The following is a 25,003-nucleotide window of genomic DNA, read 5'->3' as shown; positions in this document are numbered from 1 at the left end:
CCTCTGAGGTCATTGAGTGCAGGCAAGGCCGGCGCTTAGCCTGGGCACTCCTCCAGCTTCGGGTTTGAACGGTGAAAAAAATACTCTGGCGACTGTGCCTGGGCGCCTTGGCCGGTCATGAACTGGACGCCGTGGCCCAGGCCGAATGGCGTCTGCTGTACGGCTTGCGCGAGCTTGAAGTGGGGTTGGCCCAGGGCCTGTTCATCGCCCTGCATGTGCCGCTGTGCATGGGCCTGTTGTGGCTGGGCGGGCATACCAATGGCCGCGTCCGCCAAGGCTTTCACCGGCTGCTGGCAGGGTTCGCGGTGGTCCACGGCGGGCTGCATTTCAACCTGCGCGAACACCCGCTGTACAGCTTTGATTCGCCCCTGTCCCAGGCGCTGATCTTCGGCGCCGCAGCCGCCGGCCTGTTGTACCTGCTAACGGAGCTGTGGCCCCTGCGCCGTCCCCTGCGCGCCCTCACTGCAAGGATCGAACAATGAACACTGCCCGCCTGGCCCTGGCCCCGTTGCTGGCCTTCAGCGCCTACACCCTGTTTACCCTGCTCACGGCGCAGCAGTCGCTACTGGAGTTCGGTTTGCAACTGCTGTCACGCCCCGACACGGCACAAGTGGTGATCGACCTGTACCTGATGGCGTTCCTCGCCGGTTGCTGGATGCTGCACGATGCCCGGGCCAAGGGCCGCTCCCTGGGTTCGGTGCTGCCCTACCTGGTGCTGACGGCGGTCTTCGTGTCCATCGGCCCCCTGCTGTACCTGGTGGTCAATGGCCGCCAGCCCCTCAAATCAGACGCTGGATCTGCTTGTGCCGCCAAACGCCCCGGTAATAGCTGACCTGCAACAGCAACATGGCCAGGTAGGCCACCGGAAAGGCCATCCACACCCCTTGCAGGCCGAAGTGCGCATCCAGCAGATAGGCCGCCGGTACTTGCACGCCGATGATGCAGAAGATGGAAATCGCCACCGGCATCAGCACCGTGCCGCTGGCGCGCATGATGCCGCCCACCACCGCCTGGAAACCGAACACCAGCAGGCTCCAGAGCATGATGTGCAACAGGTGCTGGGCCTGGATCAGGGCCGTGGGGTCGGTGATAAACAGCCCCAGCAAGTGACCGGACACCAGGTAACCCAGCAGCACCAGCGAACCGGTCAGGCAGGCATTGATCACCAGCCCGGTGCGCAGGATCGGGGTGATGCGCTCCAGGCGTCCGGCGCCGATGGCCTGGGCGCCAAGGATCGAGGCGGTGATGGCGATCGACAACGCCGGAAACTGCACATAGTTGACGATCTGGGTCACCGCGCCATAGGCCGCGGTGGCCTGGGAACCGTGGCGGTTGACCAGGGCCAGGATCACCAGTTCGGACAGGGAAATCACCACCATCTGCACCCCGGTGGGCAAGCCGATGCGCAGCACCTTGCCGAGGATCTCCCGGTCCAGTTTCATCGCCGCGAACAGCTCGCGGTCCGGCGCCAGCGGGTGATCCTTGCGCCAGTTGAGGCGCCACACCAGAAAGCCCATGGCCAGGATATTGCCGGCCAACCCGGCCAGGGCCGCGCTCTGGATGCCCATCATCGGCAAGCCCCACCAACCGCGGATCAGCGCCGGGGTCAGGATCAGCCCCACCGTCGTCGACACCAGCAACGCCAGCAGCGGTGACACCGTGTCGCTGACGCCGCGCAGCAACTGGGTAAAGAGCACGAACACCAACAGCAGCGGCATGATCAGCATCATCACCCGGGCGTAGCCCACGGCGTCTTCCAGCACATCGGCGGGCGTGCCCAGGCCTTGCAGGGCCTGGCGCGCAAACAGGCTGCCGAGCACCGCCGCGAGCAAGCCGATCAACGCGCCGAGCAACAGGGTACTGGCGGCAATCGCCTTGACCGTCCGGGTTTCCCGGGCGCCCCAGGCCTGGCCGATCAACACCGAGGCGCCGGCACCGAGCCCGATCACCAGGGCGATAAAGAAAAACACAATGGGAAACATCCCCGACACCGCCGCCAGCGCCTGGGTGCCGAGCATCTGCCCGATGTAGATGCCGTTGAGGCTGCCGGAAAACGACTGCAGGAAATTGGACAGCACCATGGGCAGCAGGAACACCAGGTAAACCTGCCAGAGCGGACGCTGTGAGGAGCTGGACATGGAGGCAATGATCTCGGGTGGCGGGAGCAACGTGGCGGCGATTCTAGCCTATGCGGCCTGGCCTTGACTGCACGGGCGCGAACATCCTCGGAGCCTTGGGCCCGTCTGCCGGCGTGGTCATCCCTGGCGCCGGGCGTGTACCATCGGCCGCCACAAACGCTGATACAGCGCCCCTGCCTCTTTCACCTGAACGAGCGAACCGACCTTGTCCCACCTGCTGGCCAAAGCCGCCGAGAACGGAAATCTCCCCGACCTGCTGCGTCTGCTGGACGCCGGGGCGGATATCGAATGGACCCACAAAGGCACGGGCCGCAGCGCCTTGCTGTTCGCCACCCTCGCCGGGCACCCGGCGCTGGTGACGGCGTTGCTGGATCGCGGTGCGCAGATCGACCGGCAGTGCAAGGCCCTGGGCTACAGCGCCCTGGCCTGGGCCGCGCACGAGGGTGACGTGGCCTTGGTGCAGTTGCTGATCGAGCGCGGTGCCGACCTTGACCTGGCCTCCCCCGAACTCAGGCGCACGCCGCTGATGTGCGCCGCCCAGGCCGGTCAGGCCGAGGCGCTGGAGCAACTGCTGCAGGCCGGGGCCGATGGCCGCTTGCTGGACTTCAAGCAACAGAACGCCTGGGCCCTGGCTCGGGACAAGGGCCACGAGACGATCATGCAGCGCCTGGAACAGGCTGGCGCCGGGGCCCGCCCGCAGTTGAACGCCCGCCGACCCTGGCCTGGCCCGACACCGCCGCCGAGGCCACCAGCGACCCGGTGCAGGTAGTGCGCGCCTACACCCTGGCGATGCACGCCTGGGAACACCAAGGCAATGCCCTGAGCGCCGCCGACCCGGAGCATCACACGCCCCCGGACTTCTGGGCGCAACAGCAACAGATCGTCGCCCGCTACTGCACCCCGCGCCCGCGCGCCTATCAGCATCAGAGTTATGGCGTTCCCACCACTTATGCCCCCAGCGACCTGTTGCTGGGCTGCGAGCCGCTGTCCGGCACCCGCAGCGAGGTGCTGATCCGCGATTCGCGGGAACGGGGCGGCGTGCAGTATGAGCATCGGTTCGTGGTCAAGTGCAGCGCCGGAGTGTGGCGCATTGACAGCGTCAAACGCCGCATGGCCGGCACTGACACATGGCGATCGGGCATCCTCTAGCCCGTGGCCGCCGCCCTGCGACATTCCACAGAGTCAGGGCAGCAGCCCCCCACGAACGCCTGGCGCCGTTGATCGACGCCCGTTTTGCCGCCTGGAGCGCTGCGGCCCAGCCGCCTGACATCGACTGAAATCGTCTTCAGCCCAGGTGAGCGAGGGCCGACCTTCAGCCTCGCCCACCTTCGCCATCGTCGCTGGCTTACCAGCGATAGGTGGCGCTGGCCTGCACGGTGCGTTGCGAACCGTACCAGCACCAGTAGTAGTCATAGCAGGACGCCACGTACTCCTTGTTCGCCAGGTTGCTGGCGTTCAAGGCCAGGCGCAGGTTGTCCTTGAGGCTGACAATCCCCGGGATGTCGTAATGCACGGCCGCATCGAACAGGGTGTAGCCCGCCACCTTCATGGTGTTCGCCGAGTCGCCCCAGGACGAGCCGACATAACGGGCGCCGCCGCCCACGCCAAAGCCCTTGAACGCACCGTCGTGCAAGGTGTAGTCGGCCCACAGCGAGGCCGTGTGCCGAGGCACGCCATAGGTGGTGGTGCCCTTGGCCGGCAGGTCCGGACCGTTGGCCACGCCATCCACGCCAGGGGTGTAATTCACCACGCTGGTGGACTTGGTCACCCGGTTGTCGAGGTAGGCGTAGGCACCGGTGATGTCCAGGTTATCGTTGAGGCTGGCCTTGCCTTCGAGCTCAAAACCGCGAGAACGCACTTCGCCTCGCTGCACCTGGCAACGGCCGCCGTCACACACGTGGGTCACGTCCGGGTCCAGGGTCGGCACGTTGCTCTGGCGCAAGTCGAAGACCGCCGCACTGATAAAGCTGTTGCTGCCCGGCGGCTGGTACTTGATGCCCACTTCGTACTGGGTGCCCTCGGTGGGCTTGAACAGCGAACTGCCGTAGCCGGTGCCCGTCTGCGGCTCAAACGACTCCGAGTAGCTGATGTACGGCGCCAGGCCGTTGTCGAACAGGTAGACCAGCCCGACGCGGCCGGTGAAGGCTTCGCTGTCCTGGGCGCTTTTGCTTTTGGTCGAAGAGGTCAGGTCCAGGGTGCTGATGTCGCTGCTGGCCCAGTCGTACCGCCCGCCCAGCAACAACACCCACTGGTCCCACTTCACCTGCTCTTGCAGGTACAGGCCCTTTTGCTCGTCGCGCTGGGTGCTCTTGCTGCTATAGGCCGGGGCGGTGACCGGTGCGTTGTACACCGGGTCGAAAATATCCAGGGACGGGCCCGAGCCATAGCCGACCTTGGTGTCGGTGGTGGTGTTCTGGTAATCGGCACCGATCAGCAAGGTGTGCTGCAGCGGCCCGGTGTCGAACTTGGCCTGGGCCTGGTTATCCAGGGTGTAGGCGTCGAGGTTCACATCGCTGGCGATGGTGTAGCGGTTGGAGGTGCGGTAGTCGGCTTGCAGGCTGCCGTTGTAGATACTCCGGTACAGCCCTTCGCTGCGCAGGTAACGCGCGTTCTGGCGCAGGGTCCAGACATCGTTGAGGCGGTGTTCGAACAGGTAGCCGAGGGAATAGTACTGGCGGTCGCTTTTCTCGAAGTCTTGCTCGCCGTCGTAGAAGTCCACGTCGATCTTGCGCCCGTTGGGGTTACGCACCGCCGAGCCCCAGGCCGGGGTGGAACCGTAGGAACCGCCCTTGGGGTCCTTCTGGAAACTCCCCAGCAAGGTCAGCGAGGTGTCGTCGTCCGGGCGCCAGGTGAAGGCCGAGGACAGGGACTGGCGCCGGGTCTCGGTGTGTTCCAGTTGCCCGTCGGCATCGTCGAACAGGCCGGCCAGGCGATAACCGTAGATCCCCTCATCGTCCAGCGGACCGCTGAAGTCGAAGGTGGTGCGCTTCTTGTCGAAGGTGCCGTATTCCACACCCACTTCATGGAGCGGTGTGTCCAGGGGGCGCTTGCTGGTCATGTTGACCACGCCGCTGGGGCTGCCCTGGCCATAGAGCACCGAGGCCGGGCCGCGCAGGACCTCGACCCGCTCCAGGTCGAAGGCATCCTTTTGCGGCGCGGCGTCGCGGTTGTCGGGCATGCGCATACCGTCCAGGTACACCGCCGGGGAGAAACCGCGAATGGTCAGCATGTCCAGGCGCGAGGCGGTGGAACCACGGGTCTCGGGGATCACCGCTGCGCTGTAGCGCAGGATCTGGTTGAGGTTCTCGGCCCCCTGGGCACGCATCTGGTCGCGGGTGACCACCGAGATCGACTGCGGGGTTTCGTTGAGGGCGGTGTCGGTCTTGGTCGCCGACAAGCTGCGGGTGGCCACGTAACCGGCCACCGGGCCGGTGGGGCTTTCACTGGCATAGGCGGCGTTGATGCTGGTGGCTTGCAACTCCACCGTGCCATCCACCGGCACCGGCGCGGGCTCGATGCGGTAACGCGTGGCCGACAGCGCCAGGGCCTGCAGGCCACTGCCCTGAAGCAACTGGGCCAGGGCCTGGGCTGTACTGAAGTGGCCATGGAGGCCGTTGCTGGTCTTGCCCCGGGTCAGCGCCGGATCAAAGGCCAGCACTAACTCGCCCTGCTCGGCCAGGCCATTGAGGGCCTGGCTCAAATCCCCGGCCGGGATCGAAAACAGCCGCGTGGCATTGGCTTCGACAGCCGCTGCCAAAGGTTCGGCGGCATGCAGGGGCACGGCGACAAACGCCATCACCACGGCCATGGCCAGTGGGTGCAAGGGACGAGCAAGGCGAGACATGGGTAATCCTGTGCAATGGGGGTTTATTAACCATGACGGCCATGTCGGAAAATCGGGTAACGAATGAGATCGAGACTCATTAAAAAGTCGTGGGCGTGCATCAACCCGCTGCAACGACGCCGGGACGAAGCGCTTCATCCGATCTGCGCAAGGGTTGGAAAATGCACGGCCAGCCCTTTTCGGGCTGGCCGCAGGAGGGGTTACAGCGGCTTGACCACCACCAGCAAACCGGTGAAGTAGTCGACCTTGATCGGTAGGTTGTCGGCCAGGGCAGCCAGCGCGGCATCGGTATCGTCGAGGCGGAACACCCCCGACACCCGCAGCCCCTGCAAGGCCTGTTCGTCAAAGCGCAGCAGGCCATGGCGATACCCGGCCAGGGCGCGCAGCACCTCGCTCAGCGGCCGGTCGTCGACCTTGAGCAGGCCCCGGGTCCAGGCCGCCGGATCTTCATTGCCAAGGGCCTGCACCGGCTGTACCCGGCCATCCTTGAAGCGGGTGCTGTGCCCGGCGCTGACCTTGACCGCGTCCTCTGGCGCGGCGCTGGCAGGCTTGGCCGCCACCACCGACTCCAGCACGCTGACCACCGTGGCGCCGTCCTCGGCACGCCGCACCAGGAAGCGCGTGCCCAGGGCGGTGGCGGTGCCCTGGTCGGTCTGCACCACGAACGGCCGCTGGGCGTCCTTGGCCACCTCCACCCACAACTCGCCGCGCAACAGCTCGACGACCCGCTGGCGGCCGTCGAACTTCACGTCCACTGCCGAATCGCTGTTGAGCTGCACCTGGCTGCCGTCGGCCAGCACCACTTCGCGGCGTTCGCCCACGGCGGTGCGCTGGTCGGCGAGCCACAGCGGCCACTGCTCCAGGCCCATCCAGCCGCACAGCAACACCCCAAGCAAGGCCGCGGCTTGGCCGCCACGCCCGCCCATCCGCGAGCGCGGCCGGCAAAGGCCTGGTTCAGGGCCCGACGCGCCGGGGCCGCCGGCAGCTCATCGAGACTGCCCCACAAGGCCCCCATGCGTTCCATGGCCAGGGCATGGCGCGGATCCGCCTGGCACCAGGCCGCACACGCCGCGCGATCGGCCTCTGTGACCTGCTCATCGTGGAGGCGGGTCAGCCACTGCGCGGCTTCGTTGATCATGGTCGGTGAAGGTGGGGTCATGCCGCGGGGTCCGCCCCGTGCAAGGCGTGGTAGCAATGCACCAGAGCGCTGCTGATGTAGTTCTTCACGGTGCCCGCGGAGACCTGCAATTGGCTGGCGATTTCGCTGTAGGTCAGGCCGTCGAGGCGGCTGAGCAAAAAGGCTTCGCGGGTCTTGGCAGGCAACCCGGCGAGCATCACGGCAATCTTTTCCAGGGCTTCGAGGGCCACGTGGATGGCTTCCGGGTCGGGCATGCCGGCGTCACTGACATGGATGGCCAGGGCCTGCAGGTAGGCCTCTTCGATCCGCCGTCGCGCGCGCCGTCGATCAGCAAGCGCCCCGCCGTGGTCGCCAGGAACGCCCGGGGCTCCTTGATGTTCTGCGGCTCGGCCAGGGTCAGCACACGCATGAAGGCGTCATGGGCCAAGTCCGCCGCCCGTTGCGAGCAACCGAGTTTTTTCCGCAGCCAGTTGTGCAGCCACGAATGGTGGTCGCTGTAGAGCTCGGTCAGGGTTTGCTGGCGACGAACAAGCTGCTCGGAGGCCGGAAAGTCATGCATGCGCAAGCGCTTCTCAAATGGGAAAGATTACCAATCGCGCGAAAGATGCCAGTAAAACCGCCCCCGAGCAAGCACCGCTCCTCGGATGCGGCGGCTCGTCACAGCCCTGCCAGCCGGTCGTGGGCATTCGCTGAATCGCCCGTTGCATCGTCAACCGCTGCACTGGCAGCCACTGCACCGGCAGCCGCTGCATAGCCGCCAGACCTGCAACGCATTGGCCGCCCCGCCAGGCCGCTGGTTAGAGTCGCGACCCTCACCGTCTTTTATCGATTCGAGGTAAGCCATGCCCGCCCACGCCGCCCAGCCCCTGACCCCGCCCTGGACCATCGAGCGCCTGACCCCGCACCTGGGGGGCAGGATCGACGGCTTGCAACTGCACAGCATCGACGACCGGCAACTGGCCCAACTGGAAGCCAGCCTGGTGCAGCACAAGGTGCTGTTCTTTCCCCAGCAACACTGGAGCGCCGCGCAACAGCGCGACTTCGCCGCACGCCTCGGCGAGTTGCATGTGCACCCGACCTTTGAAGCCCACCAGGAGGTCAACGAGCTGGTGGTGTTCAACTACGACCCGTCGCGCAAAGGCGCCAACGACACCTGGCACGCCGACGTGACCTTCGCCGAGCGCCCGCTCAAATACGGCGTGCTGCATGCCGAGACGATTCCCGAAGTGGGCGGCGACACCCTGTGGGTCGACAACGAGGCGGCATTCGAGGCCTTGTCGGCGCCCCTGCGCCAGTTGCTGGAAGGCCTGGAAGCCATGCACAGCGTGCTGCCGGCCATGGGTTACCCCGGGGCCATCGAACAGCCGGACCTGCTGCAACGCCTGGCCAGGTTGCCCGCCCCCACTCGGCACCCCGTGGTACGGGTGCACCCGATATCCGGGCGACGCTCGCTGTTCGTCAACCAGGCGTTCACCTCCCATATCGTCGGCTTGAGCCCGCTGGAATCCCAGGCGCTGTTGCAGTTGCTGTTTCGCCACCTGGAGAACCCGGCATTCCAGGTGCGCTGGCGCTGGCAGGCCCAGTGCGCGGCAATCTGGGACAACCGCAGCACCCAGCATCTGGCGGTGTCGGACTACTTCCCCCAGGTGCGCCGAGTGCGTCGCGCCGCCGTGCTGGAAGAACAACGCCCTTGGGGCCCGAACCCTTCACTGACGCAGGCCCAGCCATGATCGGCCGAGCAAGGGGGATCGTCGCCCTGGCCCTGGGCCTGCTGCTGGGGGCCCAGGTGGCCCTGGCGCAATCTGTCCCGGAAGTGATCCGCATCGGCGTGCCGGACCTCAGCACCCGGGCCAAGCCTTACGCCCCCGGGCTGCTGGGGGTTGCCCACCAGCGCCAGCAACTGGAGCAGGCGTTCGCCCAGCAAGGCACCCGGGTGGAATGGCATTTCTTTCGCGGCGCCGGGCCGGCCATCAATGAAGCCTTTGCCAACGGCCAGTTGGACTTCGCCGCCCTCGGCGACCTGGCCGCAATCATCGGTCGCGCCAGCGGCCTGGACACGCGCCTGCTGCTGGGCTCACGGGGCACTCACCTGTTCCTTGCCAGCACCCCGCAAGCCGGTATCCGCCAGATCCAGGACCTCAAGGGTAAGCGCGTGGCCCTGTACCGTGGCACCGCCGACCAGCTGTCGTTCGGCCGCGTACTGGCCAATGCCGGGCTCAGCGAAAAAGACCTGAAGATCATCAACCTCGACTGGACCGCCGCCATGGCCGCGCTGGTGGCCGGGCAGATCGACGCCACCTGGTCCAACTACAACCTGCTGACCCTGCGCAGCCAAGGCATCGAAGTGCCCTTGAGCACCCAGTCGATGCCGTTACTGGCCACCACCCAGAGCGGCCTGGTGGCCAGCCAGGGGTTTATCCAGCGCTACCCCGAAGCGACCCAGACCCTGGTGGACGTGCTGGTGAGCAACGCCGCCTGGCTCAAGGTGCCCGAGCATTACGAGCAGTACCTGGTGCAGCAGGAACAGGCCAGCGGCATCCCGGCTGCACTGGCCCGGGAAGAGGCCGCGGGGGCCGACCTGGACTTTCGCTTTTCACCCCGGCTCGACGCCTTCCTCAGCACCAGCTTCAGCCAGAGCATCGAGCAGGCCAAGGCACTGCGCCTGATTCGCCGCAGCTTCGAGGTCAAGGACTGGTTCGCCCCGCAGTTCGTCGAACAGGCCCTGCGCCGCCAGCAGTTGCAAGGCACCTGGCCGGACTACGACAGCCAGGGCCGGGCTACAGCGCCAGCTGGTTGATCAGGCTGTACGCCGGCGCGTCCACCAACTCGTCGGAGAGGCTGTCATCAGCGTCCAGCAGGGCGTCGATCATGCAGCGGGCCGCCTCGCTCAGGGGCTGCTCGGAACGCTGGACAATCCCCAGGCACGCGCCGCCGTCGAGGAACAACGGCGGCGCGTCGCTGCAACGCAGCAGGCGAAAGTGCCCGCTCTCCAGCAAGGGTTCGATCATTTCCAGGGGGGCCACGCCGAGGCTGTCGGAGCTGGCGACGATCTTCGGCAACAGGTCGTTGTAGGAGGTCTCCATGTTCAGCGCCGCGCCGTCACGCCCCCACAACCCGCAGAGCACTGCACGCAACTCGCACGGCAGCATCGAGGCGACCTTGGGGTAATGACCCAGGCGCGCGAACGCCAATTGCGCCTCCTCCACCAGCGGGTGCCCGGCGCGGCAAAACACGCCAAAACGGCGAAAGCGCAAGGGCCGCACCAGGTGCCGGGTGCCGATTTCCATATGGCGCAGGTCGGCCACCAGGAAACTGATCTCGCCCTCGTCCAGCAAGGCCAGCAGGTTCGAGGGTTTCTCTACCCGCAGGTCCACTTCGGCCTTGGGGAAGCGCGTGAGAAAACGCCCAAGCGCCTCGGGCACCAGGCGCGCGGTGACCAGGGGCCCGGAGCCGAAACGCAGCTGCAGGGCCGCGTCCTCGGGCTCCCCCGCGCCGATCTCATCGCGCAGGTTGCTGGCATCTTCCAGCAGCCGTGCAGCGCGCACCCGCAGCGCCTCGCCCTTGGCCGTGAGCACCACGCCGCGACTGCTGCGCTCCACCAGGGCACAGCCCAGCTCGCTTTCCAGGCCCTGGATGCTGCGGCTGAACGCCGACTGGGTGATGCAGGCAATGTCCGCAGCGCGGGTGAAATTCAAGTGAGTGGCCAAGGCCATGAAATGCCGCAGCTGCCGTAAATCCATGCTCAGACCTTTTAGTCATGAGCGCGATGCGCCTAAGGAATTTCTCAGGGGCAGCACGCATTGATACAAAGGCTCGCGATCGACCGCCGCAAACCTGGCGGCGGCATTATCCAGTGGTCATGCACGCCAGTGGAAAGACCAAAAACACATAACCTAATTCACCCCACAGCGTCTGCTTGCCTTGCTCCGCCACCACTACCAGGACGGCCAGAATGACCTGCAAGAATGAGCTTGAACATGAACCCGAAGCCTTGCCGACCGTGGCAGTCCCTGACCGCCCTGAATGCCCTTGCCCTGTTGCTGGCCGCACCTGCGGCCCATGCGGCCGATAGCTCCACCAGCAGCGCCCAGCCCAGTAACGACACCGCGCTGAAAACCGTGACCGTCACCGCCACCCGCCGCGAAGCCTCACTGCAACAAGTGCCGGTCGCGGTGTCGGTGGTGGACGGCGAACAGCTGGAGCGGGAGAACCGCAACAACGTCGCTAGCATCGTCCAGCGAGTGCCGACCCTGAACTACCGCCCTGCCGCGTCGAGCAAGGACTCTTCCCTGTTCGTGCGCGGTGTCGGGACCATTTCCACCTCGCCAGGGGTCGAGCCCAGCGTTGCCACGGTGATCGACGGCGTGGTCTACGGGCGCCCGGGCCAGGCCACCCTGGACCTGATGGAAGTGGAACGCATCGAAGTGCTGCGCGGCCCCCAGGGCACGCTGTTCGGGCGCAATGCCTCGGCCGGGGTGCTGAACGTCATCAGCCGCGACATCAGCGACGAGACCCACGGCTACGTCGATTACTCACACTTCGGCAAGGGCAATGAAAACCGCACTCGCTTCGGCATCGGCGGCACCCTCAGCGACACCCTCAAAGGCTCCCTGAGCACCCTGTGGGGCGACTATGACGGCAACGTCACCAACGAATACAACGGCCACCGGGTCAACGGCTACAGCACCCAGGGCGTGCGCGGCAAATTGCAGTTCAAGCCCAACGAAGACTTTCGGCTGACCCTGATCGGCGATTACAGCGACGGCGACAACACCACCCCCAGCGGTGTGGCGATCAAAGCCAGCACCGAGCGTTTCGCCAACAACTTCCCGGCACCGATCGACCGGGAAAACCGCAGCGTGGAGAACGATTTCAAGACCTGGTCCAACGACATCCACAAAGGCCTCTCGGCCCAGGCGGACTGGACCCTGGGCAGCCACACCCTGACCTCGATCACCGCCTGGCGCGGCTGGGACAACCGCCAGTACCAGGATCAGGACGGCCTCGCCGGCCTGCCCCAGGACGCCCTGCACGATGCCGGCAAGGTCGACTACGACCAGTACAGCCAGGAGCTGCGCATCGCCTCCCCCAGTGGCCAGTTCCTCGAATACGTGGCCGGGGCCTACCTGTTCCACGGCCAGTCCAACGAGGGCTACCGCCGGCAACTGGTGAACAACGGTGTGCTCAACAGCGCCTGGGGCAAGTTCAGCGCCACCAACAACAGCTACGCGCTGTTCGGCGAGAGCACCCTGAACTTCACCGAGGACTGGCGCGCGATCATCGGCCTGCGGGCCACCCACGACCAGGTCGAGTACGACCATGAACGGGTCTCCACCTCGGCAGTCACCCTGCGTTCGATGCGCCCCTCGTTCGCCTCCTCCGGCGAGCACAGCGACAACGGCCTGTCCGGGCGCCTGGGCCTGCAACATGATTTCAGCGATGACCTGACCGGCTACGTCACCTATTCCCGGGGCTACAAGGGGCCGGCCTATAACGTCTACTTCCAGATGTATGCCGCGGACACCGAGGCCCTGGATCCGGAAACCTCCAACGCCTACGAAATCGGCCTGAAAAGCAGCGCCTTCAATAAACGCCTGACCGCCAACCTGGCGCTGTTTCGCACCGACTACGACAACTACCAGGCCAACTTCTACGACTTGGTGGGTGGCTCACCGGTAACGCGTCTGATCAACGCCGGCTCCGTGCGTACCCAGGGCGTGGAGCTGGACTACGCGTTCCAGGCCACTCGCCAGCTCAAGCTGTCCGGCGCCCTGGCCTACACCCATGCACGCATCGAGGAGTTCAATTGCCCGGCCGCCGCAGCCGCCAGTTGCTCGATCAATGGCAAGCCCCTGCCCTTTGCCCCGGACTGGAAAAGCTACGTGCGGGCCGACTACAGCATCCCCCTGGACAATGGCCTGGATGTGGAACTGTCCACTGACTACAACTGGCAGAGCGAAGTGCAGTACAGCCTCGACCAGAACCTCAACACCCGCCAGGGCGCCTATGGCATCTGGAACGCCAGCGTGGCCCTGGCCGACTACAGCCAGGGTTGGCGCGTGGCGCTGCTGGGCCGCAACCTCGGCGACCGCTCTTACGCGCCGATGCTCAACAGCGGCAGCAACGCGATCAACCGCGTGGTGCCACGGGACGATCAACGCTACTTCGGGATCCAGGTCCGCAAGGATTTCTGATCGCCCGTCTCTGCCAGGAGCCCGTCATGCCCCAGCGTCCCAATCTCATCGTCATCGTCGCCGACCAGTTGCGCGTCGACTGCCTGCCCGGCTTCAACCCCGAAAGCCCGGTGCAGACGCCGTACCTGGACCGCCTGGCGGCCGAAGGCGTGCGTTTCGCCGAAGCGTTCACCCAGCACAGCGTCTGCTCGCCGTCCCGGGTGTCGTTCCTGTCCGGGCGCTACCCCCATGTCAGCGGCCACCGCAGCCTGCAATACCTGCTGGCGCCGGAGGAACCGAACTTCCTGCGCACCTTCAAGGACCAGGGCTATCACGTGGTCCATGCCGGGGCGCGGGGTGACACCTTCGCCCGCGGCGCCGCCGAAACCTCGGTCCATGAACACGGCTTTGCCGACCCCGGGCTCAACGACCTGCGGGACTTTTTCAGGCACCGCGAGCCCAGCGCGCCGGGCAGCCTGGCGCGGGCCCACTACGAAGGCGAACGGCCGGCGCAGCAGGTGGATTTCGACGAGGCGGTGATCCGCACCGCCGAAGCCTGGCTGGCCAGTGCGCCGCCGGAACCCTGGGTGCTCTATGTGCCGTTGCTGGCGCCGCACCCGCCGTTTGCCGTGGCCCAGCCCTGGTACTCGATGTACCCGCGGGCGCAGATGCCCGCACCCCGCCAGGGCAGCGGCCGCCCGCCGGACTTTCGCGCCGAGCTGGCCCAACTGCACGGCTGGCAGCAGCTGCAAACCGAAGACTGGCAGGAAATCCGCGCGGTGTACTACGGCATGATCAGCCGCCTCGACCAGCACCTGGGCCGCTTGCAGGCGCAACTGGACCAACACCACGCCCATCGCCCGCTGTACCGCTGCTTCTTCTCCGACCACGGCGAATACCTGGGGGATTACGGCCTGGTGGAAAAGTGGCCTGCCGGGGTGGAAGAGTGCCTGGTGCGCACGCCCCTGCTGATCGCCGGGCCGGGCCTGGCCCAGGGCGAACGCAGCGAAGCGCTGGTGGAACTGCTCGATGTCTTCCCGACCCTGCTGGAACTGGCAGGCATCGAAGCCGGGCACGCGCACTTCGGCCGCAGCTTTGCCGCCTGCCTGCGAGAACCGCACACACCCCACCGTGAAGAAGTCTTCAGCGAAGGCGGTTTTTGCCGTGAAGAGTCGGACCTGCTGGAGCGCGGCGCCTACCCCTACGACCTGAAAAGCCGCTTGCAGCATCAGCGACCAGAGTCGGTGGGCAAAGTGGTGGCCCTGCGCGACCGCACCTGGACCTATGTCTGGCGCCTGTACGAACCGGCCGAGCTGTACCACCGCGCCAGCGACCCCCATGAACTGCACAACCTGGCCGGGCAAGCGGCGTATCAGCCGGTCGAGCAGGCCTTGCAAGAGCGCCTGCTGCGCTGGCAAGTGGCGACCGCCGACCTGATCGACACCCGGGAATCAGAGCGTTTCACCGCAGTGGACCTGCCCCGCCCCGGCAGCCTGGGCCGTGGATCGACCGGTTCAGGGTGAAAACCCGCAACGCTGCGTGCATCATGTGCGCAGTTCGCTTTCGGGAGATATCCATGCAGGTCTTGTCATTCATCATGCGTCCCGCCGCCTTGCTACTGGGGCTGCTGTGCGCGGTCCAGGCCCAGGCCAGCGAGGAATCGCAACTGATCGAGTCGATCAACAGTTACCGCAGCCAGGTGCAACGCTGCGCCAACCAGGCCTCGCCGGAGCTGCCGCCCCTGGCCGCCGATCCGCGCCTGGTGCTGCCGGTCAACGGCAGTGGCGACCTGCAGCAGGCCCTGGCCCGGGCTGCGTACCCGATGGTCAATGTGCAGGCCATCAGCCTCTCCGGCCCGCGGGATGCGCAAGCGGCGATGCAGGCCGTGCGCGAGAGCTTTTGCCAAGTGGTGCTGGACCCGCAATTCATCGACATCGGCGTCAGCCACAACGACCGTGACTGGCGCGTGGTGCTGGCGCGGCCGCTGTTGTCGGCACGCCTGGGTGACTGGCAGGCCGAAGGCCAGAAGCTCTTGGAGCAGATCAACCGTGCCCGCGCCCAACCGCGCCAGTGCGGCCCGCAGAGCTTCGGTGCCACCACGCCGCTGGCCTGGAACCCCAACCTGGCGACGGCCGCCGAAGCCCATACCCGGGACATGGCCAATAACAACTATTTCGATCACAAAGACCGCCAGGGCGGCACACCGGGCGACCGTGCAGAACTGGCCGGCTATGTCGGCCAGGCCATCGGCGAGAACATCGCCGCCGGGCAAGACACCGCAGTCAAGGTGGTGGACGGCTGGCTGGCCAGCCCCGGGCATTGCGCCAACCTGATGAACCCGAGCTTCCGCGAACTGGGCGCGGCCTACGCCGTGGACCCGAAAAGCGACGCCGGCATCTACTGGACCACCCTGTTCGGCGCCCAGTGAACCCAGCCCCTTGGGCGGCGTCGGGGCTACGGATGCCCGACGCCGCTGCCAGGGTTCACTCGAACTGCAAGCGGTTCTCCGGGGTGATGAGCTTGAACGGCACCCAGTGCAGGGGCGAATCCAGGGTTTCGCCACGGGCCAGGCGCAAGGCCACTTCCACCGCACCGTTGGCTTGGCCGACGGCATCCTGGAACACGCTCACCGCCATCTTGCCGTCGGCCATCAGCTTCAGCCCGTCCGGCGTGCCGTCGATGCCGCCGACCCAGTAATCGCGGGCCTGCTTGCCAGCCTTTTCCAGGCCCATGATGGCGCCGATCGCCATTTCATCGTTGTTGGCGGCGATGATCGAAAAGTCCAGCCCCTGCTTGACCCAGTCCATGACGATGGTCGCGGCCTGGCTGCGTTCCCAGTTGGCGACGGTCTTCTGCACCACTTTCATGCCCGGGTATTTGGCAACGACCTTTTCCACGTCTTCGGTGCGCATCAATGACGACTTGTTGCTCGGGTCGCCCACCAGGATCACCACGTTGCCCTTGTAGTTGGCGCGGCGAGCCAGCTCCTCCATCTGCAGGGTGCCGGACTCCAGCTCATCGGACCCGACAAAGGCCGTGCGCGCCGGCCAGGTCTGCGGCTCGGGGTTGCGGTTGACGAACACCAAAGGGATTTTCGCCTCGCCCGCCAGGCGCAGCATCTCCGGGGCGCTCTTGCCGTTGACCATGGCGACCACGATGGCATCGACCTTGGAATCCACCAGGTTGCGGAACTGACGCATCTGCAACTCGGCGTTGTCCTGGCCGTTTTCCATGAAAATATCCGCCTCCAGCACCGCGGCGTGCTGCTGCACACCGTTGCGCAGCAGGGTCTGGAAGTTGTCGTCGTACTTGGCCATGCCCACCCCCAGCAGCGGGGTGCTGGCCTGGGCCAGGCCGGCGAACAGCAGGCTGGCGCCCAGGGACCGCGTTATCCAATGCTTCATCTTCGAACTCCCGGGCGTCATACGCTGAAATGATGGAGCAGCTCGCGCTGCACCTTGGCCATCTGCGACAGGTCCTGGCTGCTGCTGGCGGACTGCTCGGCGCCATCGGCCGCTTGCTGCGCGGAGTCGTTGATGTGGGTGACCATGCGGCTGGTTTCCTGCACCGTGGCGCTTTGCTGCTCGGTGGCGGCAGCGATCTGGATGTTCATGTCGCGGATGCTGCCCACCGCCTCGCCCATCGCCACCAACAGTTCGTCGGCACCGGAGGCCAGGGCCACACAGTGATTGGATTGCACCTGGCTTTCGTTCATCACTTGCACCGCCGAATGAATCTTGCCCTGCATCTGGCCGATCATTTCCTGGATCTCGCTGGTGGACGCCTGGGTCCGGCTGGCCAGGGAGCGCACCTCGTCGGCGACCACGGCAAACCCCCGGCCCTGTTCACCGGCACGGGCCGCTTCGATAGCGGCGTTGAGGGCCAGCAGGTTGGTCTGCTCGGCAATGGTGCGAATCGCATCGACGATGCCGTCGATGTTCTGCCCGTACTTCTGCAACTCATCGGTCACCGCCGAGGCCTTGTTCACCTGCTCGGCCTGCTGACGGATGTTGACGATGGTCTCGGCCACGCGCTGTTGCACCTTGTGGGTCAGGTCACTGGTGTCATCCACCGCGTTGCGAGTGTCCTGGGCCCGGCGGGCCACCTCTTCCACGGTGCTTTCCATCTCGGTCATGGCCGAGGCGGCGGAGTGCAGGCGGTCTTTCTGTTCATCCACCACCCGGGTCGTGCGCTCGCTGATCTGGGCATTGTCACTGGCGGTCTGGGCCAGGGTGTCGGCCGACCCAATCAGTTCACGGAAGGTTTTCTGCAGGGCCTGGGTCAACTCGTTGAGGTAGCCGCCCAGCTCGCCGAATTCATCCTTGCGGCTGACATCGAAGCGCACCCGCATGTCGCCACCGGTGAGGGTCTTGAGCACCTCGCGGAACGCCGCCAGGGGCCGGCGCAGGCTGAACGCGACCCAGGTGCCGATGACCACCGCCGCCAGCACGGCCAGCACACAGGCGATCAGCAACAGGTTGCGGCTGGTGCTGATGGTGGCGTCGGCGTCGCTCTTGGCGGCGTTGGCCACGTCCAGCGACTGGCCGCCGAACTCGCCGATTTTGTCGAGGGTGGCTTGCAGCCGGCTTTCCACGCCCTGGCGCTGTTGCAGCACCTGCTGGGCCAGGGTCGCCTCTTGGCGATACGCCTGGTACAGGCCATCGCTGGCGGTCAGGTCGCTCAACAGGCGGTTGACCATCACCCCGGCGATGCGCCCCACACGCGGGTCCACAGCCACCAGGGCCTGGGCGCGGGAACGGATCACCTCGTCCTGCAGGTTGAGCAGGCGCTGCAAGGTGGCAATGTCCGGCGTGGCGGCGTGGGCGGCCAGGCCGTCATAGGATTTGTTGACTTCCAGCAGCAGTTTCTCGGCAGCGGCGGCGTTCTCCGCCACCCCGGCGTTGCGCTCTCGGGCGATGTAATCGCGCAGGTAGCCGGTCAGCTGTGCGCCCTGGCTGTTGCTGTAGCCCTGCAAGCCCCGGGTAAGCGCCACTTGCGCCACGTGCTGGCGGTGGGTCGCCATCAGCGCCTGGGCCTGCTCGGCATAGGCGCCGCTGAGCTGGCGTTCCTGGGCCAGGTTGGCCTGCAGCTCGGGGCGCTCGCCGATGTAGGCCGGGATGCTGTCGAGCAATTGGTTGAAGCGCGCCAGGCTCTCGTTGAACGGCGCCTTGCCGGCATCGATCTGCGCCGGTTCCTGGCTGATCAGGATCGCCAGCAACGCCTGGTTGGCCCGCAGGATATGCACGTACAACTCACTGGCGGCCCGGCTCAACGGCGCTGATTGGCCGGTGATGATGGTCAAGCGATCGCTGATCGAATGGGTGCTTTGATAGCTGATCCCCACCATGGTCAGCAATAACAGCACCAACACGGCAAACCCGCCGATCACTCGCTGAAGAATGGTCATGGCTGTCCTCTTTATTGTTCTTGTGCATGGACCCGAGCACTGGCCATGCGGGGGGAAACGCGAAGCCTGGAAACTGTTTGGCAGCTCGATACGCTATCGGCGTGGCAACGGGTGACTTGAGGCGCCTGGCGAATATTCCTCGCCCTGCCCCGGCGGCCGTTTCCCCGGCCCGACGGAGGTGCTGTCACCAGCACCAAAAACTCCTCGGCCAGCCGCCCCGGCGCGGCACCGCTCGGCAAATCGGCCATTTGCCGGGGCGCCAAAGGCTGCTTTAATCAACCCACTTCAAGCCGTGCTCGTCAGCCTTCGAGGCCCAACGCCCCGGGGATACCGCGAGTGATTGATAAGGAAGCCCCCCGATGGACCGTCTGACCGCGCAAGACTTCGCCCCGGAACTGCTCGAACTCTACGACTACTACGCCCACGGCAAGATCAACCGGCGGGAGTTTCTCGACCGCGCGGCGGCCTTCACCCTGGTGGGCCTGACCGCCAGTGCCACCCTGGCGGCGCTGACCCCGAACTACGCCCTGGCCGAACAAGTGTCCTTTACCGACCCGGAGATCGTCGCCGAATACGTCACCTACCCCTCGCCCAAAGGCCACGGGCAGGTGCGGGCCTACCTGGTGCGCCCGGCCAAGGCCAGCGGCAAGCTGCCGGCGGTGGTGGTGGCCCATGAAAATCGCGGGCTGAACCCTTACATCGAAGACGTCGCCCGGCGTGTGGCCAAGGCCGGTTTCATCGCCCTGGCCCCGGATGGCCTGAGTTCGGTGGGCGGTTACCCCGGCAACGACGACAAGGGACGGGACCTGCAGGCCAAGGTCGACCCGCAAAAACTGATGAACGACTTCTTCGCCGCCATTGAATGGCTGATGCACCACGACGCCAGCACCGGCAAAGTCGGCATCACCGGCTTCTGTTATGGCGGCGGCGTGGCCAATGCCGCCGCCGTGGCCTATCCGGAACTGGCGGCCGCCGTGCCCTTCTACGGCCGCCAGCCTGAAGCCGCCGACGTGGCGCGGATCAAGGCGCCGTTGCTGATCCACTACGGCGAGCTGGACACCCGCATCAACGAAGGCTGGCCCGCCTACGAACAAGCGCTCAAAGCCGCCGGCAAAACCTACGAAGCCTACATCTACCCCGGGGTGAACCACGGCTTCCACAACGACTCCACCCCCCGCTACGATGAAGAAGCCGCCAACCTGGCGTGGGACCGGACCATCGCCTGGTTCAAGCGGTATCTGGTTTAAGCGCAAAGAGGGGGATGTCAGCGGGCACGTACAGTTACAGAGCGCCTGGCACCCCGCTGACAGACCCGGGCCGAGGCTTTATCCTCGGCCCCCTTCATCCAACCACGCCCAACGACTTACCGGAGCCCCCTTCGTGCCGCCACTGCCGCCGCTCACTGCCCGCGAGGTCTACCAGACGTTGCGCGACGCCGCCCTGGGTATTCACCCGATGCTGCACCTGGGCCCTGCCGGCGAGCAGGGCTGGGTGGGGGTCGATGTGCAAGGCTGGCGCCTGGTGCTGGACTTTGATGGCCAGCACCTGCACCTGTGCCAGGGCTGCCGCAGCCCGGAAGGTCGCGAGGGTGCGCTCGACACCTGGCAGCGCTATGGCACCGATCCGGTCAGCCTGCTCAGCACCTGGGAGCGCACCCAGCTTGAGCGCTGGCTGGCTCAGGCCGGCTGACGGGCATCGCGCCCGATCTTGACCCAGGCCATCAGCAGCGCCGAGGCCAACACGCCCCCGGTCATGAACAGGTACGCGGCGCCCGGGTTGCCCGTGAGGCCGATCAGGTAGCCGACGATCCATGAACCGACAAAGGCCCCCAAGGCTCCGCACGCGTTAATCAGGCCGATGGCGCCGCCGAACACATTGGCCGGCAGGACTTCCGGAATCAGCGCAAAAAACGGCCCGTACGGTGCGTACAGCGCGGCGCCGGCAACACTCAGCAAGGCAAACGACAACCAGAAATGGCTGGAGCCCAGCAGGTAGGAACAGAAGAACGCCAAGGCGCCCAGCGCCAGCAGCGGCCAGACAAAGTGTTTGCGTTGCTGGAGTTTGTCCGAGGCCCAGGACACCGCGAGCATGGCGGCGACGGCGGCCACATAAGGCACGGCGCTCAACCAACCCACGGTGACAATGTCCGCGGCAGCAGCCTGCTTGATGATGGTCGGCAGCCACATGATGAAACCGTAGACACCGATGCTCCACAGCGCATGTACGCAGCACAGCTGCAACACCACCGGGCTGGTAAAGGCCTGGCGATAATTGCGCACCACCTTCATGCCCTTCTGCTCATCGGCCAGGGTGGCGGCCAGTTGGGCTTTCTCATCCTGGGTCAGCCAGCTGACCTGCTCGGGCTTGTCCCGCGCCAGGCGCCACCAGACAAAGGCCCAGAGCACCGCCGGCGCGCCTTCGATGACAAACATCTCGCGCCAGCCCCAGGCGTGAATCAGGTACCCCGAGACCACCGACATCCACAGCACCGTGACCGGGTTGCCCAGGACCAGGAAGGTATTGGCCCGGGAGCGTTCCTTGCGGGTGAACCAGTTGCTGATGAAGATCAGCATTGCCGGCATCACCGCCGCTTCGACAATCCCCAGCGAAACGCGGATCACCATCAACATCGGAATGTTGGTCACCAGCCCTGTGGCCATGGCGCAGAAGCCCCAGAGAATCAGGCTCCAGAACACCAGTTTGCGCACGCTGTAGCGCTGGGCGTAGATCGCCCCCGGCACCTGGAAGAAAAAGTAGCCAAGGAAGAACAAGGCGCCGATCAGCGAAGAGGTGCTCTTGGTGATGCCCAGGTCCTGCTCGATCCCGGCGGCACTGGCGAAGCCGTAGTTGGCGCGGTCCAGGTACGCCAGGCTGTAGGTGATGAAAATCAGCGGAATCAGGTACAGCCAGCGCTTGCTTGCAAAGCCTTTAACGACGGTGTTCGAAGCGCGGTGCCGGGCAGGCGACGCGCCCAACTCGGCGAGTGGTGGCGAGGGTTGTTTGAGAGTGCTCATGGGTGTCCCCTGTTGTTGTTTTTTTCAGGTACGGGCAATGGGTTCAAACGACGCTGGTCAGGCCTCCGTCGACGAACAGGGTCTGACCGTTGATGAAATCGGAGGCGGCCGACGCCAGGAACACTGCCGCGCCGCACAGTTCTTCAACCCGGCCCCAACGCCCGGCCGGGGTGCGTTTGCACAGCCATTGGGAAAATTCCTGGTTGTCCACCAGGGCCTGATTCATCTCGGTGGCGAAGTAGCCGGGGGCTAGGCCGTTGGCCTGGATGCCATGGCGCGCCCACTCGGCGCACATGCCCTGGGTGAGCATTTTCACCGCGCCCTTGGAGGCGGCATACGGAGCGATGGTCGGGCGCGCCAGTTGGCTCTGGACCGAGCAGATGTTGATGATCTTGCCGCGGCGGCGCGCAATCATGTGCCGGGCCACCACTTGGGAAACGTGGAACACCCCGTCGAGGTTGACCCGCATCAGGGCGTGCCAGTCCTCGGCGGCAAAGTCCTCCAGCGGCGCACGGCGCTGGATGCCAGCATTGTTCACCAGGATGTCGATGGGCCCGGTGTCCGCTTCCACGCGGTTGATGGCGTCCAACAGCTGCTCGCGATCGGTGACGTCAAACACCGCAAACGCGGTCTCAATCCCTTCGTCGCGCAACTGGCTGGCCACCCGTCGCGCCTTCTCCGCATTGCGATCATTGATCACCACACTGGCCCCGGCGGCGCCCAGGCCCCGGGCCAGTTCCAGGCCGATGCCGCGGCACGAACCGGTGATCAGGGCACGACGCCCATGGAGCTGAAAGCTACTGGTGTTGAATGACATGCTGTTCTCCGCAAAACGACCGCTTATTGTTGTACCGGCCTTGCCGTCACTTCACCGCAGCCCGGGGACGGCGTCCAATCGTCATTGCTGATCTGGTAATCAAAATCTATGATCAGCGCTTTCAGACCCTGCCCCCCTGGAGCCCCCGGATGGAAATCAAACACCTGCGCTCGTTTGTCACCCTGGCCCAGGAGCTGCATTTCGGCCGCGCGGCCCAGCGCCTGGCCATCGTGCAACCGGCCCTGAGCATGCAGATCAAGTTGTTGGAAGAGGAACTGGGTGTGCGCCTGTTCGAGCGCAACCGGCACTCGGTGGCCCTCACCGAAGTGGGCGCGATCTTCTTGCCCGAGGCCCAGGCGACCCTGCACCAGGCCGCCCATGCGGCCGACGTGGCCCGGGCGTCCGGGCGTGGGGAAATTGGTCGGGTGCGTCTGGGGTTTGTGTCGTCGGTGCTGCCTGAGCTGCTGCCGACCTTGATCCGCGCCGTGCACCAGCGCTTCCCGCGCATCGAACTGGAGCTCAAGGACATGCCCGGCCCGGACCAAGCCGTGGCCTTGAAAAACGGCCAGCTGGACTTCGGCCTGATGCGCTTGCCAGCAATCCACCCCGGTATCCACACCCGCGAGGTGCTGCGGGAAAGCTTCATCGTCGCCCTGCCCGACGCTCATCCCCTGGCAGCCTGCAGCCAACTGCACCCCAAGGACCTGGCGAATGTGCCGCTGTTTATCCTGGCCCGGCGCTACGCCCCCGGCTTCTACGATGAACTGATGCAGGCCCTGAACCGCCAGGGTGCGCCGCTGCCGATTGCCGCCGAATTGGGGGAATTCACCACCATGCTGGCCCTGGTGTCCGCCGGGCTCGGGGTGGGCCTGCTACCGGCCAACGCCGGCCGCGCACTGCCCGCCAATGTCCAGTCCAGGCCCCTGGAGCTAGGCACCTACCAGGCCACCACCGGCCTGGCCTGGACGGACCTGAACAGCGCGGTCAAAACCACCCTGTTCAACCTGATCAACGAACTGCTGCCAGCGCCTTCGGCCAAGGGTTGAACCAGGTATTACACCCGGCGCATCAACAACAGCACCAGCAGCACATTCAACAGCGCCAGGCCGCCCAGGCTCGCCAGCACACTGCCGGCACCCAGGGTCTGCGCCAGGTAGCCGCCGGCCAATGGCGTCAGCGCCTGGCCAATCAACGACGGCCGCGCCATGCGCCCCATCAACAGCACGTACTGGGCCGGCGACATCAGCGCCAGGGGCAACAAGCCGCGAACGATCGCCCGCAGGCCATTGCCGGCGCCATACAACACCAGGCCCAAGGCCGTCAGGGCTGGCGCCGCCGCCACCAACACCAGGCCGATGGCTACCAGGACCACCGAGATCAGGGTGGTCCAGATCGGGTGGCGCTTGCGCGCAAACACTTGCAGCACCCGCGACCCCACCTGGCTGGGCCCGAGCAAGGCGCTGAGGCCGATGGCCGCCGCCAGGGAATAACCCTGGCCCTGGAGCAATGACACCAACTGCACCGACATGGCGGTCATGATCACTGCGCCCAGGGCAAAGATCAGGGTCAGCAGCAGGTAGGTCCGCGAATCGATGGACAGCGGCTGTTCGACCGCCACGTTGCTTTTCGCCCGGGGCACACCGCCTCGGGGCAGCGCCCAGAAGTACGCCGGGGCCACCACCATCACCAGCAACACCCCATAGGCCAGGCAGGTGTCGCGCCAGCCCAGGTGCTCGATGGCCAGGGCCACGGCTGGCCAGGACAAGGTGGTGGCAAAGCCCGAAATCAGGGTGACCCCGGTGATCGCACTGCCCGCCCGCTCCCCATACGCGGCCCCCAGCGCCGCAAACAGCGCCTCATAAAGCCCGAGCGCCATGCCGACCCCGACGACGGCCCAGGCCAGCAGAAACAGCGGCAGCGAGCTGGCAGTAGCCAGCAGGAACAAGCCGATGGCCACTCCCAGGCCGCTACTGGCCAGCACCGGTCGACCGCCGTAGCGGGCAATCAGGCGGCTGGTCAGCGGTGCCAACAAGGCCGAGACCAGGATGCTCAGGGACAGGGCGCCGTACACCCACTGGCTGGCCCAGCCGGTCTCGTCCATGATCGGCTCGGCCATCACTGCCATCAGGAAGAACGACCCGCCCCAGACCAGAATCTGCAACAGGCCCAGGAGGGAAATGCCCACGACGCCGGGCAATCGAATCTGCTCGTTCAAGGTACGGCCATCAGTCAGGGGGAACAGGGTGAGTTGCAGGCATCAGACGTGTGCTTCGTCACTCAGCCAACGGCGCAACAGTTCGGTGGTCAACTCCGGGTATTCCAGGGGCGGCAGATGCCCACATTGCGGCAACACCACCAGCCTTGACTGGGGGATGCCGCGATGGATTTCCCGGGACTCGGCAACGGGGGTGATTTCGTCGTCTTCGCCGACCACGATCAAGGTCGGAACCCGGATGGTCTCCAGCACGGGCC

21 protein-coding genes and 2 pseudogenes are annotated in these 25,003 nt (G+C 65.8%); 12 read left to right on the top strand and 11 right to left on the bottom strand.

The features are described 5' to 3' along the window. The first annotated feature begins 71 nt into the window (after positions 1-71). Both M1B35_RS26435 and M1B35_RS26430 read left to right on the top strand, forming a co-directional pair. On the top strand, positions 72-482 hold the full coding sequence (locus M1B35_RS26435; protein WP_268263529.1) for a DUF6713 family protein: 411 nt from the start codon (positions 72-74) through the stop codon (positions 480-482). After that, positions 479-832, top strand: a complete 354-nt coding sequence (locus M1B35_RS26430; RefSeq protein WP_268263528.1) for a DUF2834 domain-containing protein — start codon at positions 479-481, stop codon at positions 830-832. The genes M1B35_RS26435 and M1B35_RS26430 overlap by 4 nt, the downstream gene beginning before the upstream one ends. On the opposite strand, the gene M1B35_RS26425 is transcribed toward M1B35_RS26430, so the two are convergent. Beyond that, positions 780-2,138, bottom strand: a complete 1,359-nt coding sequence (locus M1B35_RS26425; RefSeq protein ID WP_268263527.1) for an MATE family efflux transporter — start codon at positions 2,136-2,138, stop codon at positions 780-782. The genes M1B35_RS26430 and M1B35_RS26425 overlap by 53 nt on opposite strands. 205 nt (positions 2,139-2,343) lie before the next feature. On the opposite strand from M1B35_RS26425, the gene M1B35_RS26420 reads away from it, so the two are divergent. Both M1B35_RS26420 and M1B35_RS26415 read left to right on the top strand, forming a co-directional pair. Next, positions 2,344-2,907: an ankyrin repeat domain-containing protein gene (locus M1B35_RS26420; RefSeq protein ID WP_268263526.1), complete on the top strand. Its 564-nt coding sequence runs from the start codon at positions 2,344-2,346 to the stop codon at positions 2,905-2,907. Further along, positions 2,907-3,287 carry an NTF2 fold immunity protein gene (locus M1B35_RS26415; protein ID WP_268263525.1) on the top strand — a complete coding sequence of 127 codons (381 nt, stop codon included), beginning with the start codon at positions 2,907-2,909 and terminating at the stop codon, positions 3,285-3,287. Before M1B35_RS26420 ends, M1B35_RS26415 begins: the two co-directional genes overlap by 1 nt. Before the next feature lie 196 nt (positions 3,288-3,483). Here M1B35_RS26415 and M1B35_RS26410 read toward each other — a convergent pair whose 3' ends face one another. The 3 genes and pseudogenes from M1B35_RS26410 to M1B35_RS26400 all read right to left on the bottom strand — a co-directional run bounded on the left by M1B35_RS26410 (position 3,484) and on the right by M1B35_RS26400 (position 7,679). After that, positions 3,484-5,982 (bottom strand): TonB-dependent siderophore receptor, encoded by a 2,499-nt coding sequence (locus tag M1B35_RS26410; protein WP_268263524.1) that lies wholly within the window; start codon positions 5,980-5,982, stop codon positions 3,484-3,486. A 200-nt stretch (positions 5,983-6,182) separates the two neighbouring features. Further along, positions 6,183-7,120 (bottom strand): annotated as a pseudogene (locus M1B35_RS26405) (FecR family protein). Positions 7,121-7,137: 17 nt separating this feature from the next. Further along, a pseudogene (locus tag M1B35_RS26400) lies at positions 7,138-7,679 on the bottom strand (sigma-70 family RNA polymerase sigma factor). 283 nt (positions 7,680-7,962) lie between these two features. Between M1B35_RS26400 and M1B35_RS26395 the strand changes: the two are divergent. After that, the gene (locus M1B35_RS26395) at positions 7,963-8,850 is read left to right on the top strand and encodes a TauD/TfdA dioxygenase family protein (RefSeq protein WP_123331703.1); all 888 of its coding nucleotides are present in this window, start codon (positions 7,963-7,965) and stop codon (positions 8,848-8,850) included. Continuing rightward, positions 8,847-9,917 (top strand): ABC transporter substrate-binding protein, encoded by a 1,071-nt coding sequence (locus M1B35_RS26390; RefSeq protein ID WP_268263523.1) that lies wholly within the window; start codon positions 8,847-8,849, stop codon positions 9,915-9,917. The genes M1B35_RS26395 and M1B35_RS26390 overlap by 4 nt, the downstream gene beginning before the upstream one ends. On the opposite strand, the gene M1B35_RS26385 is transcribed toward M1B35_RS26390, so the two are convergent. After that, complete coding sequence (locus M1B35_RS26385; RefSeq protein ID WP_268263522.1) at positions 9,898-10,860, bottom strand: LysR family transcriptional regulator; 963 nt, start codon at positions 10,858-10,860, stop codon at positions 9,898-9,900. The two genes, M1B35_RS26390 and M1B35_RS26385, sit on opposite strands and share 20 nt — an antisense overlap. Before the next feature lie 237 nt (positions 10,861-11,097). On the opposite strand from M1B35_RS26385, the gene M1B35_RS26380 reads away from it, so the two are divergent. Genes M1B35_RS26380 through M1B35_RS26370 form a run of 3 tightly spaced genes read left to right on the top strand, consistent with a single transcriptional unit; the run spans position 11,098 to position 15,721 of the window. Continuing rightward, the gene (locus M1B35_RS26380; protein WP_268263521.1) at positions 11,098-13,314 is read left to right on the top strand and encodes a TonB-dependent receptor; all 2,217 of its coding nucleotides are present in this window, start codon (positions 11,098-11,100) and stop codon (positions 13,312-13,314) included. Positions 13,315-13,340: 26 nt separating this feature from the next. After that, positions 13,341-14,816: a sulfatase family protein gene (locus tag M1B35_RS26375; RefSeq protein ID WP_268263520.1), complete on the top strand. Its 1,476-nt coding sequence runs from the start codon at positions 13,341-13,343 to the stop codon at positions 14,814-14,816. Positions 14,817-14,869: 53 nt separating this feature from the next. Further along, positions 14,870-15,721: a CAP domain-containing protein gene (locus M1B35_RS26370; protein WP_268263519.1), complete on the top strand. Its 852-nt coding sequence runs from the start codon at positions 14,870-14,872 to the stop codon at positions 15,719-15,721. A gap of 55 nt (positions 15,722-15,776) precedes the next feature. Here the strand turns inward: M1B35_RS26370 and M1B35_RS26365 are convergent, their stop codons facing one another. Both M1B35_RS26365 and M1B35_RS32535 read right to left on the bottom strand, forming a co-directional pair. Next, positions 15,777-16,697, bottom strand: a complete 921-nt coding sequence (locus M1B35_RS26365) for a substrate-binding domain-containing protein (RefSeq protein ID WP_268263518.1) — start codon at positions 16,695-16,697, stop codon at positions 15,777-15,779. 17 nt (positions 16,698-16,714) lie between these two features. Next, positions 16,715-18,700: a methyl-accepting chemotaxis protein gene (locus M1B35_RS32535; protein WP_268263517.1), complete on the bottom strand. Its 1,986-nt coding sequence runs from the start codon at positions 18,698-18,700 to the stop codon at positions 16,715-16,717. A gap of 359 nt (positions 18,701-19,059) precedes the next feature. Here M1B35_RS32535 and yghX point away from each other — a divergent pair, with 359 nt between their 5' ends. Together yghX and M1B35_RS26350 are read left to right on the top strand one after the other, a co-directional pair. Beyond that, the gene (gene yghX, locus M1B35_RS26355; protein WP_123331689.1) at positions 19,060-19,947 is read left to right on the top strand and encodes a YghX family hydrolase; all 888 of its coding nucleotides are present in this window, start codon (positions 19,060-19,062) and stop codon (positions 19,945-19,947) included. Positions 19,948-20,089: 142 nt separating this feature from the next. Then, positions 20,090-20,389, top strand: a complete 300-nt coding sequence (locus tag M1B35_RS26350) for a DUF7693 family protein (protein ID WP_268263537.1) — start codon at positions 20,090-20,092, stop codon at positions 20,387-20,389. Here M1B35_RS26350 and M1B35_RS26345 read toward each other — a convergent pair. Together M1B35_RS26345 and M1B35_RS26340 are read right to left on the bottom strand one after the other, a co-directional pair. Beyond that, entirely contained in the window at positions 20,377-21,714 is a 1,338-nt protein-coding gene (locus M1B35_RS26345) for an MFS transporter (RefSeq protein ID WP_268263516.1), read from the bottom strand. The genes M1B35_RS26350 and M1B35_RS26345 overlap by 13 nt on opposite strands. 43 nt (positions 21,715-21,757) lie before the next feature. After that, positions 21,758-22,531, bottom strand: coding sequence for an SDR family NAD(P)-dependent oxidoreductase (locus M1B35_RS26340; RefSeq protein ID WP_268263515.1), 774 nt, complete (start codon positions 22,529-22,531; stop codon positions 21,758-21,760). A gap of 149 nt (positions 22,532-22,680) precedes the next feature. On the opposite strand from M1B35_RS26340, the gene M1B35_RS26335 reads away from it, so the two are divergent. Continuing rightward, the gene (locus tag M1B35_RS26335) at positions 22,681-23,577 is read left to right on the top strand and encodes a LysR family transcriptional regulator (protein WP_268263514.1); all 897 of its coding nucleotides are present in this window, start codon (positions 22,681-22,683) and stop codon (positions 23,575-23,577) included. Positions 23,578-23,585: 8 nt separating this feature from the next. On the opposite strand, the gene M1B35_RS26330 is transcribed toward M1B35_RS26335, so the two are convergent. Further along, a complete protein-coding gene (locus M1B35_RS26330; RefSeq protein ID WP_268263536.1) occupies positions 23,586-24,695 on the bottom strand; it encodes an MFS transporter in 1,110 nt (369 codons plus the stop codon). Positions 24,696-24,788: 93 nt separating this feature from the next. Further along, positions 24,789-25,003 (bottom strand): alpha/beta fold hydrolase (locus tag M1B35_RS26325; RefSeq protein ID WP_268263513.1); only part of this gene is annotated, 215 nt, incomplete at its 5' end.

The organism is Pseudomonas morbosilactucae (genome assembly GCF_023241665.1).
Lineage (GTDB): Bacteria > Pseudomonadota > Gammaproteobacteria > Pseudomonadales > Pseudomonadaceae > Aquipseudomonas > Aquipseudomonas morbosilactucae.
Note: the sequence above shows the minus strand (reverse complement) of the source record. Positions and strands in the feature narration are given on the sequence as shown.